Source organism: Erwinia sp. 1181_3 (assembly GCF_052824965.1).
This window is the reverse complement of sequence record NZ_VTDE01000009.1, coordinates 116,253-127,648: the sequence shown is the minus strand read 5'-3', so window position 1 is coordinate 127,648 and position 11,396 is coordinate 116,253. Positions and strand designations below refer to the sequence as shown.

The following is an 11,396-nucleotide window of genomic DNA, read 5'->3' as shown; positions in this document are numbered from 1 at the left end:
CAACACTGCAATGAATGCGGTTATCTGTCTGTCAGCTGTATCCAGACACCAGCACGGATGAACGATGACCCAGATTGATGATTTTGACCTTAAGATACTGACTTTACTGGAAGCGAATGGTCGCCTGACTAACCAGGAATTGAGCGATATTGTGAAGCTGTCCGCCTCACAGTGCTCACGCCGCCGTATTAACCTGGAACAGGCTGGATTGATCCTTGGCTATCACGCGCGGTTGTCCCCGGATGCCGTCGGCCTGGGGATGATCGGTCTGATTGAAGTGCGGCTGATCAGCCACACGACAGAATACGTTGAGAGTTTTCACCGCATGGTATCCGAGCAGTCGGCTATCGTGGATGCCTATAAAACCACGGGTGACGCTGATTACCTGCTGAAAGTGGCGGTGGCCGATCTCGCCGGGCTGAGCGCGCTGATTAGCCAGTTGGTGGCAGGGCATCAAAGCGTTTCGCATGTGAAGACGTCAGTGGTCCTGAACCGCCTGAAAGAGAATGGCCTGATGTCGGTGAGTGAGACGCTGCTGCGCTAAAACAGTGCATGTCGCGCACCATGCTTGTGCATCAAAGCGATCTTTCATGCGGAATGTGTGCGATAAAATCAACTTAAGTGCGTGATGTGATGCTTAAATGGCAATTTCATGCACAAAAACGAGCAACAAAGCGCCTTGTATTCAATGGGTTAATTCGCTGGCACCATCCGGTGGCTCCAGGGGCCGCCGGATTGGTGCGATTTTTGCTATATATTGGGCAATCAATAAAGCAATAATCACCCGAGAATCAATCCAATGGATAACGTCGTGCAACAACCTGTAAAAATCCCCCATACCCTGCTGGAAGATGTGCTGGCTATTCTGCTGGGTACGTTGATGGTCTCTTTTGGTGTCACGCTGCTGAAACAGGCCGGGGCGCTGACCGGAAGTACTGCCGGTATCGCCTTTCTGATCAGCTACTTGAGTAAAACCTCCTTTGGGCTGGCATTTTTCCTGATCAACATCCCATTTTACTGGCTGGCCGTGAAGCGCATGGGTTGGGCTTTCACTGTGAAAACCTTCTCTGCTGTGGCACTGGTCTCTGCATTTAGCCACCTGCACCCATTATTCATCCATTTTTCCGCGCTGGATCCCTTTTATGCGACACTGTTCGGTAACGTGGTCATGGGGATTGGGTTTATAGTGTTATTTCGCCATAAGGCCAGCCTGGGTGGGATCAATATCCTGGCGTTGTGGTTGCAGGACCGTTACGGTATTCGCGCCGGAAAACTGCAAATGGGGGTGGATACCTGCGTGGTGTTGGCCTCGCTGTTTGTTGTTTCGCGCGAGATGCTGGCGGCCTCTATTGCCGGTGCGGTAGTGCTGAATCTGATTATTGCCATGAACCACCGCCCTGGCCGCTATTACGTTTAACCCTGCCTGAATTTACCGCAACGCCCGCCGCGGCGTTGCAGGACATGACTGATTATTTAATGGAGACTTGCACCGTGTTTCAAAACGTTGATGCCTACGCTGGCGATCCGATTCTCTCCCTGATGGAAACTTTCAAGCAGGACAACCGCGCGCACAAGGTGAACCTGAGCATCGGCCTGTATTACGACGCACAGGGTGTGATCCCACAGATGAGGGCGGTTGCCGCAGCGGAAGCTTTGCTGAATGCACAGCCACAGAGTGCCTCTCTCTATCTGCCGATGGAAGGCCTGCCACCTTACCGCAGCGCGGTTGCGCCACTGCTGTTTGGCGCAGAACATCCGGTACTGAAAGCGGGGCGTATCGCCACAATTCAGACCCTGGGGGGATCGGGTGCGCTGAAAGTTGGTGCTGACTTCCTGAAATACTACTTCCCGAATTCACAGGTCTGGGTCAGCGATCCGACCTGGGAAAACCACATTGCTATCTTTGCGGGTGCCGGCTTCACGGTCAATACGTACCCGTGGTATGACGATGAAAGCAATGGTGTGAAGTTCGCTGCGTTGCTGGAAAAACTGAACACCTTGCCTGCCCAGAGCATTGTGTTGCTGCATCCGTGCTGCCATAACCCAACCGGGGCTGATCTGACCAACGCACAGTGGGATGAAGTGACCGCTGTGCTGAAAGCACGCGAGCTGATCCCGTTCCTGGATATCGCCTATCAGGGCTTCGGTGCTGGCATGGAAGACGATGCCTATGCTATCCGCGCTATCGCCGCGGCGGGCCTGCCTGCGCTGGTCAGTAACTCATTCTCTAAAATCTTCTCCCTGTATGGCGAACGCGTGGGCGGCCTGTCCATCGTCTGTGATGATGCGGATGAAGCCGCTCGTGTGCTTGGCCAGCTCAAAGCGACTGTGCGCCGTAACTACTCCAGCCCACCAAACTTTGGTGCGCAGGTCGTCTCCTGCGTGCTGAATAACCCTGAGCTGAAAGCCAGTTGGCTGGCAGAAGTAGAAGCGATGCGCGTGCGTATTCTGGAAATGCGCCAGGCGCTAGTGGAAGGGCTGACCCTCGCCGTCCCGGGTAAAAACTTTGACTACTTGCTGAAGCAGCGCGGCATGTTCAGCTACACCGGCCTGAGCGCAGCACAGGTCGACCGCCTGCGTAATGAGTTTGGCGTGTACCTGATTGCCAGCGGACGTATCTGCATCGCTGGCCTGAACCACAACAATGTGCGTCAGGTTGCGGAAGCGATGGCTGCTGTTATGTAATCATTTCTGGCCGGGACTCTCCCGGCCAGCTATTCCTGCTTTTTCACTTTTCAGGTTTACCTTTTCGCCACTTGCTGCACACTTAACGCATCTATTGCGTTAAGGAGTCCTACTATGTGGTATCAGCAAACGCTCACTCTGAACGAAAAACCGCGTGGCTTTCATCTGATAACGGATGAGATCCTCGGTGAACTACGTCGATTAAGTGATGTGCAGACCGGGCTGCTGCATCTGCTGTTGCAGCATACATCTGCTTCCCTGACGCTGAACGAAAACTGCGATCCCACGGTGAGAACCGATATGGAGCAACATTTTCTGCGTTCGGTGCCGGACAATGCGCCCTACCAGCACGACTATGAAGGTGCGGATGATATGCCTGCCCATATTAAGTCCTCGCTGCTGGGCACCTCACTGTTGCTGCCGATCAGCCGTGGTCGGCTGATGCTGGGGACATGGCAGGGAATTTACCTGGGTGAACACCGGATTCGCGGTGGTGCCCGACGTATCGTGGCAACCCTACAGGGGGATGATTAAGCATGAAGATATCTGAGCTGTTGTCATACTGCATGGCGAAAAACGGTGCAGAGCAAAGTGAACACGATGAGTGGCAGGCTACACAGATCAAAGCCAAAGGAGTGCTGTTTGCCATGCTCTACGATGTGGGTGGACGTCCTGCGGTGGCGCTGAAAAGCACCCCTGCCTTGGCCGATCTTATTCGAGAGCAGCACAGTGATGTGCAGCCCTGCGAGCATCTGAATCCCTCACACTGGAACGCCGTGTTGCTGGACGGATCACTGAAAGATTCACAAATTTACTACCTGGTGGATGCGTCTTATCAACAGGTGCAGAAATAAAGATGAAACGGCCAGAATGCCTGGTGCGGGCTGGTCGTTATCCTGCTTTACCGAATATTTCCACTAAACGAGATGCTCATTAGCGACACATCAACGTTATATTAAAGGACAGAGGAATAAAAATATCGTAATTTAATGCATTGCTATTTTATTTTTCTAATACATATCTAAATTAAAACGTATCTCACCCTTGTTAAATTATGTTAACAAGGGCGGTGACGATTGTGTTTTATGGCTTGTTATCTATTTAATTTCATTCATTTATTGATTGTAAAAAATATTTTTCTGCTACGAGCACACATTGTTTTTTTTCATTTCCAGGAAAAAATAAGAAAAACACTAACATCATTTTTACGATGAACATGCTAAAACATCGCGGTTAAAACTGAAGGCAAAGGTAGCGAACCCATTAAAAACTCTCAATTTTTCACCACAATATATTAATAAATATTATTGTGGCGCGAAGGGCTGGCTGCAGTGTTAAATCGCAAAGGTCTTGATAATGATGATTTTTATGCGGGGTGTGGTGCATCGCAATACGACTTTATATTTGTAATGGTTGGCTTAAAAGGAATTGATAATGGATGTTGATTTGAATAAGAAATGGAATATTGGGAAGTTACTGAAAACTCCAATGTGTGTCGTGCCTTTAATTTTTGCTCCTTGCATGCCTGTTTGGGCGGAAGATACAGCGATTCTGGTGACCAATAATGAGGCGCGCCTCATTGAGAATGAAATATATTCGAACGGCTCCCTCAGTAAAAACATCCTTGCAGTGACGAATGGCGGAGATCTCACGGCAAACGGTGTCACGCTTAATAGCACGGGGGCGAGGAGTTCGGGGGTATCGGTTCAAAACGGCAAATTTAATGCGCAGGACTTAATTGTCAATGTGTCGGGGAGTGGCAGTACCGGGCTGATGCTGGGCGCTGGTGCAGAGGTTGTATTGAAAGACCTTAACATTACAGGCGATGACACTGCGAAGGGGCTGGTGTTCAAGGGGAACAGCGCGGAGATTAATACCGGTACCATTAGCACCAACAAAGGCACTGCGATCAATGCCTCCTCGGGTGTACTTACCCTGAATAACGTGTCGGCCAGTACTCAGGGGACGAATAACTATGCGTTAGAGGTGACTTCAGAGGCTAGCGTCATCGCTGATGGTGGAAGTTTTTCCACCGAAGAGGAGGAAAGTTCTGCCGTGTGGATACATGGGTTAAACCCCACGGCTACCCTGAATGATGTGACTATCACCACCAAAGGTGATGTTTCCATGGGCGTTAAAGCTGAAAGCGGAACCATGGTTCTGACTAATAGCAAGATTGAGACAGAGGGGGGCGGAAGTCATGCCCTTTACACTGAAGACAACATTCGGGGTGAGAATCTGGCAATAACCACCCGGGGTGAAGCTTCTGTGGCGTTGGATGTCCAACAGAGTGCCGAAGGTGTGCTGCTGAGAAGTACCGTTGATACCTATGGTGATTCTTCTTCAGCCATTGATGTAGGCGAAGGCGCAGCAATTACTGCTGATGATGTACAGATTAAAACGATGGGTAAGCAGAGTTACGGCATATCGAGCAGCGGAAGTACGCTGGATATCCGTAACAGCGATATTTCCACCGCAGGTGAGCTGGCGAGTGGGATGTATGTCGGCGGTTTGGGGGCTGGAGACAACTCTGTTTTGCTGGATACGGTGACTATCGATGCCCGGCAGGCTCAGGCAATTGAGTTTGATACCGCCAGCGCGGTGATGAATGTGAAAAATTCCGTGCTGACCGGCGGTAACGGGCAGGCATTAACCGTTGCAGATAATAAAGCCAATAATGCGTACAGTAATCTCACTTTCAATGCCACAGGCAGCACCTTAAATGGCGATATTGTGGTGAGTAATATTGGCAATATCGTGGCGGTCGATCTGTCCTCCGCGTCTGTGCTCAACGGTGCCGTCACGAAAGCCACCTCGCTGTCGCTCGATGCCAGCAGCGAATGGAACATGAACAACAATTCCGATGTCGGCCAGTTGACCAATAACGGTACGATTACTTTCTCCGATCAAAGCAAGTTTGACACCTTGACGATAACGGGCGATTACGCCGGTGACGGTGGATCGCTGGTGATGAACAGCGTACTGGGTGATGACAGCTCACAAACCAATAAGCTGATTGTCGGCGGAGATGTACTGGCAGGAACAACCAGCGTCACGATCAATAACCTTGGCGGCCAGGGCGCACAGACCGTGGAAGGTATTGAAATTGTTGAGGTGGGTGGAACCTCGACAGGGACTTTCGAGAAATCGGGGCGTATGGTTGCAGGAGCCTATGATTACGACCTCGTTCAGAAAGGCGAAAACTGGTATCTGACCAGTCTGCTCACTCCAGTGGTTCCCGATCCAACAGATCCAACAGATCCAACTGATCCAAACCCAGGTCATACTCTGCGCCCCTCAGTCATTCGCCCTGAAGGTGGAAGCTACACGGCTAACCTGGCAACAGCAAACACCCTGTTCCTTCTGACCCTGCATGACAGGTTGGGTGAAACACAGTTCATTGATGCGCTAACGGGCCAGAAGGAAGTCACCAGCATGTGGTTACGCCAGGTTGGCGGACATAATTCATGGCACGACGACAGTGGACAGTTGAAAACCCAGAGCAATCGCTATGTGGCGCAGATCGGTGGTGATGTTGCCCGCTGGAGTACGGATGGGCTAGACCGCTGGCATGTTGGCATTATGGCTGGCTATGGTGACAGCCACAGCACCACCCGAAACCAGCACAGCGGTTACCGTTCAAAAGGTTCCGTTAATGGTTACAGCGTGGGCGGTTATGCGACCTGGTATGGCAATACTGAAAACCATACCGGTGCGCACCTGGATACCTGGCTGCAGTATGGCTGGTTTGATAACGACGTTAAAGGTGAAGAACTGGCGACCGAAAGCTATAAATCCCATGGGGTTTCAGCTTCACTGGAAGGCGGCTACACCTGGAAACTCGGCCAGTTCTCTGGGAGCCAGGGATCGCTCAATGAATGGTTTATTCAACCTCAGGCTCAGGTTGTCTGGATGGGTGTAAAGGCAAATAACGTTCAGGAAGCGAATGGTACGAAGGTGAAAGGTGAGGGCGACGGCAACCTGTTGACGCGTCTGGGGGTGAAAACCTACCTGAAAGGTCACAGTGCTATTGATAACAATAAGCAGCGCGAGTTCCAGCCTTTCCTTCAGGTGAACTGGCTGCATAACACACGCAACTTTGCGACCAAAATGGATGACGTTCGTGTCAGCCAGAACGGCGCAACCAACCTGGCGGAAGTGAAAGTTGGGCTGGAAGGGAAAGTGAACCCACGTCTGAATCTGTGGGGGAACATTGGCGTGCAGATGGGCGATGCGGGTTACAACGATAATGCCGCAATGGTTGGCGTGAAATACAATTTCTAATCGTCAACATTAAGCGGGCGGCCCTGAACAGGGCCGCCCGCTTTGTCTTCTGGTTACGCGCGCAATGTATCGATATCAATCACGAAACGGTACTTCACATCGCTTTTCAGCATACGCTCATAGGCTTCGTTGATCTGATTAATATTGATCATCTCAATATCGGAGGTGATGTTGTGCTTACCGCAGAAATCCAGCATCTCCTGAGTCTCTTTAATCCCGCCAATCAGTGAACCCGCAATGCTGCGGCGTTTAAAGATCAGATTAAACACCTGCGGTGACGGATGATCATGTTCCGGCGCACCGACCAGCGTCATGGTGCCATCGCGGCGCAGCAGGGTGATAAACGGGTTCAGATCATGCTGTGCAGCAACCGTGTTAAGAATGAAGTCAAAACTGTTGGCATGTTGCGCCATCTGGTCGGCATCTTTCGAGATCACGACTTCATCTGCGCCCAGGCGCTTACCGTCTTCAATTTTAGATGGCGAGGTGGTGAACAGTACGACGTGCGCGCCCATGGCATGCGCAATTTTTACGCCCATATGGCCGAGGCCGCCCAGGCCTACGATACCGACTTTTTTACCCGGGCCCACGCCCCAGTGGTGCAGTGGCGAGAAGGTGGTGATCCCGGCACACAGCAGTGGCGCGGCACCGGCCGGATCGAGATTTTCAGGCACGCGCAGTACGAAGTCTTCATGCACTACTACTTGGGTGGAATAACCCCCAAAGGTGATATCGCCGTTGATGCGGTCTTCGCCGTTATAGGTGCCAACAAAGCCTTCTTCGCAGTACTGCTCCAGGTCCTCTTTACAGCTGTCACAGGTACGACAACTGTCGACCATACAGCCCACGCCAACCAGATCGCCCACCTTGTATTTATGGCCGTGTGCGCCGACTGCCGTCACGCGACCCACAATCTCATGGCCTGGCACGACCGGGAAAATGGTGTTGCGCCATTCGTTGCGTGCCTGGTGCAGGTCAGAGTGGCAAACGCCGCAGAACAACACCTCGATCTGCACATCATGTTCACGCAGTTCGCGTGGCTGAAACTCAAACGGAGCCAGTTTCGATTTCGCGTCCTGGGCGGCATAAGCATGCGTAATATTCATTGGTCTCTCCAGTTATTGATGATGTGGCGCAGTGGCCGTGAGGGTGGGAGCAGGCAGTGGAATAGCGTCACCTTCTCCGCAAAATGATGAAGGTTAAGCATAGTCAGATAATGGTGAAGGGGGTATATCCAAAACTCGCTAAGTCTTGCCTGTTTCTGCAAGATTTTGTGGCGATTGTAAGAAAAATGCAGCAAACCACGGAGAAAAATACCGTTCGTGATAGCGGGTCGGGCATGCCCGACCCCTACGAAAACCGTACAACCGTACAACCGTACAACCGTACAACCGTACAACCGTACAACCGTACAACCGTACAACCGTAAAACCGTACAACCGTAAAACCGTAAAACCGTAAAACCGTAAAACCGTAAAACCGTAAAACCGTAAAACCGTAATCGTAATCGTAATCGTAGGGGCGAGGCACGCCTCGCCCGATGCATTGTCCGATGCCTCGCCCAAATAATTAACGCTGTAACAGCGGCTTCAGGAAGCGCGCGGTGTGCGAACGTTCGCACTCTGCCACTGTTTCCGGCGTACCGGACACGAGGATCTCGCCGCCACCGCTGCCGCCTTCCGGCCCGAGGTCAACAATCCAGTCAGCGGTTTTGATCACATCAAGGTTGTGCTCAATCACCACGATGGTGTTGCCCTGGTCGCGCAGCTGGTGCAGCACTTCCAGCAGTTGCTCTATATCGGCAAAGTGCAGGCCGGTGGTGGGTTCATCAAGGATGTACAGCGTCTGACCTGTGCCGCGTTTCGACAGCTCACGCGCCAGCTTCACGCGCTGCGCTTCACCACCGGAGAGCGTGGTGGCCGACTGCCCGAGACGAATATAGGACAGGCCGACATCCATCAGGGTTTGCAGCTTACGCGCCAGCGCAGGAACGGCATCGAAAAACTCACGGGCTTCTTCAATGGTCATCTCCAGCACTTCGTGAATGCTCTTACCCTTGTATTTCACTTCCAGTGTTTCACGGTTATAGCGTTTGCCTTTGCACTGGTCACAGGGCACGTAGATATCCGGCAGGAAGTGCATCTCCACCTTGATCACGCCATCACCCTGACAGGCTTCACAGCGCCCACCGCGCACGTTAAAGCTGAAGCGCCCCGGCGTATAGCCGCGTGTACGTGACTCCGGCACCCCGGCAAACAGTTCACGCACTGGGGTGAAGATCCCGGTATAGGTGGCCGGGTTTGAACGCGGCGTACGCCCGATAGGGCTTTGATCGATGTCGATCACCTTATCGAAATGCTCCATCCCAGAGATATCACGGTACGGTGCAGCTTCGGCAATAGTGGCGCCGTTCAACTGGCGCTGGGCAATCGGGAACAGAGTATCGTTGATCAGCGTCGATTTCCCGGAGCCGGACACGCCGGTCACGCAGGTAAACAGCCCGACAGGCAGTGTCAGTGTGACGTCCTTCAGGTTGTTACCGCTGGCGCCGGTCAGCTTCAGCACCTTCGCCGGATCGCCCTTAACGCGCTGTTTCGGGATGGCGATGCCACGCTTGCCGCTGAGGTACTGCCCGGTCAGGGACGACTCCACCGCCATGATGTCATCCACCGTCCCTTCTGCGACGATCTGTCCGCCATGCACCCCGGCACCGGGGCCGATATCAATCACATGGTCGGCCGCGCGGATGGCATCTTCATCGTGCTCAACCACAATCACGGTATTGCCCAGATTGCGCAGATGCACCAGGGTTTCCAGCAGACGCTCGTTGTCACGCTGATGCAGGCCGATAGAGGGCTCATCCAGCACGTACATCACGCCCACCAGGCCCGCACCGATCTGGCTGGCAAGACGGATACGCTGCGCTTCACCGCCGGAGAGGGTTTCCGCCGAACGCGACATCGACAGATAGTTCAGGCCAACGTTCACCAGGAACTTCAGGCGGTCGCCAATCTCTTTCAGCACTTTCTCAGCGATTTGCGCGCGCTGGCCGCTGAGTTTCATATTCTGGAAAAACTCCATCGCATGGCCGATGCTCATATCTGAGATGGTCGGTAGCGTGGTGTTCTCCAGGAAGACGTGGCGTGCTTCACGACGCAGACGTGTACCGCCGCAGCTGGTACAGGAGCGGTTGCTGATATATTTCGCCAGTTCTTCGCGCACCGCGGACGATTCCGTCTCTTTATAGCGGCGTTCCATATTGTGCAGTACGCCTTCGAACGGATGGCGGCGCACCGAGGTATCGCCCCGGTCGTTGACGTACTTAAATTCGATGTTCTCTTTGCCTGAGCCGTACAGGATCACTTTGCGGTTGTAGTCGCTGAGCGAGCTGAACGGCGCTTCGATATCAAATTCCAGATGCTCAGCCAGCGAGCGCAGCATCTGGAAATAGTAGAAGTTACGGCGATCCCAGCCGCGAATGGCACCACCCGCCAGTGACAGCTCAGGGTTCTGCACCACGCGGTCAGGATCAAAATACTGCTGAACGCCCAGCCCGTCACAGGTCGGGCAAGCCCCGGCCGGGTTGTTGAAGGAGAACAGGCGCGGTTCCAGCTCATTCATACTGTAGCCACAAATCGGGCAGGCAAAGTTGGCTGAGAACAGCAGTTCTTCGGCGCTGGTGTCATCCATATCCGCGACGACCGCACTACCACCGGACAGTTCGAGCGCAGTTTCAAACGACTCTGCCAGGCGCTGGGCCAGATCGTCACGCACCTTAAAGCGGTCAACCACCACTTCAATGGTGTGTTTCTTCTGCAGTTCCAGCTTCGGCGGATCGGACAGATCGCAGACTTCACCGTCGATACGCGCACGGATGTAGCCCTGGCTTGCCAGGTTTTCCAGCGTTTTGGTGTGTTCACCCTTACGATCTTTCACGATCGGTGCCAGCAGCATCAGACGGCGGCCTTCAGGCTGCGCCAGCACATTATCGACCATCTGACTGACGGTTTGTGCTGCCAGCGTGACATCGTGGTCCGGGCAGCGAGGCTCACCCACGCGAGCAAACAGCAGGCGCAGATAGTCATGAATTTCGGTGATGGTGCCGACGGTGGAACGCGGGTTGTGCGAGGTCGATTTTTGTTCAATCGAAATCGCCGGTGACAGCCCTTCGATATGGTCGACGTCTGGTTTTTCCATCAAGGAAAGGAACTGGCGCGCATAGGCCGATAGCGACTCGACATAGCGGCGTTGCCCTTCTGCGTACAGCGTATCAAACGCCAGCGAGGACTTGCCAGAGCCTGACAGGCCCGTAACGACGATCAGTTTGTCGCGCGGGATGGTCAGGTTAATGTTTTTCAAATTGTGGGTGCGGGCACCCCGTACTTCGATCTTATCCATTCACAATTCCCGGATTAGCACAAACCTCA

General features: G+C 53.1%; 8 protein-coding genes. 6 read left to right on the top strand and 2 right to left on the bottom strand.

The window, feature by feature from the left end:
* The first annotated feature begins 64 nt into the window (after positions 1–64).
* The 6 genes from FY046_RS18970 (at position 65) to FY046_RS18945 (ending at position 6,969) form a co-directional block, all read left to right on the top strand.
* Positions 65–544 (top strand): Lrp/AsnC family transcriptional regulator, encoded by a 480-nt coding sequence (locus FY046_RS18970; RefSeq protein WP_133846969.1) that lies wholly within the window; start codon positions 65–67, stop codon positions 542–544.
* A gap of 255 nt (positions 545–799) precedes the next feature.
* Positions 800–1,417, top strand: coding sequence for a YitT family protein (locus tag FY046_RS18965; protein ID WP_133846970.1), 618 nt, complete (start codon positions 800–802; stop codon positions 1,415–1,417).
* Positions 1,418–1,491: 74 nt separating this feature from the next.
* Entirely contained in the window at positions 1,492–2,685 is a 1,194-nt protein-coding gene (locus tag FY046_RS18960) for an amino acid aminotransferase (RefSeq protein WP_171149316.1), read from the top strand.
* 114 nt (positions 2,686–2,799) lie between these two features.
* Positions 2,800–3,219: a secondary thiamine-phosphate synthase enzyme YjbQ gene (locus tag FY046_RS18955; RefSeq protein ID WP_133846971.1), complete on the top strand. Its 420-nt coding sequence runs from the start codon at positions 2,800–2,802 to the stop codon at positions 3,217–3,219.
* Positions 3,220–3,221: 2 nt separating this feature from the next.
* Positions 3,222–3,539 (top strand): MmcQ/YjbR family DNA-binding protein, encoded by a 318-nt coding sequence (locus FY046_RS18950; RefSeq protein WP_133846972.1) that lies wholly within the window; start codon positions 3,222–3,224, stop codon positions 3,537–3,539.
* A gap of 580 nt (positions 3,540–4,119) precedes the next feature.
* On the top strand, positions 4,120–6,969 hold the full coding sequence (locus FY046_RS18945) for an autotransporter outer membrane beta-barrel domain-containing protein (protein WP_446186375.1): 2,850 nt from the start codon (positions 4,120–4,122) through the stop codon (positions 6,967–6,969).
* A gap of 53 nt (positions 6,970–7,022) precedes the next feature.
* Here the strand turns inward: FY046_RS18945 and FY046_RS18940 are convergent, their stop codons facing one another.
* Both FY046_RS18940 and uvrA read right to left on the bottom strand, forming a co-directional pair.
* A complete protein-coding gene (locus tag FY046_RS18940) occupies positions 7,023–8,075 on the bottom strand; it encodes an NAD(P)-dependent alcohol dehydrogenase (RefSeq protein WP_133846974.1) in 1,053 nt (350 codons plus the stop codon).
* Between the two features lie 463 nt (positions 8,076–8,538).
* Positions 8,539–11,367 (bottom strand): excinuclease ABC subunit UvrA, encoded by a 2,829-nt coding sequence (gene uvrA / locus FY046_RS18935; RefSeq protein WP_133846975.1) that lies wholly within the window; start codon positions 11,365–11,367, stop codon positions 8,539–8,541.
* Positions 11,368–11,396 lie beyond the last annotated feature (29 nt).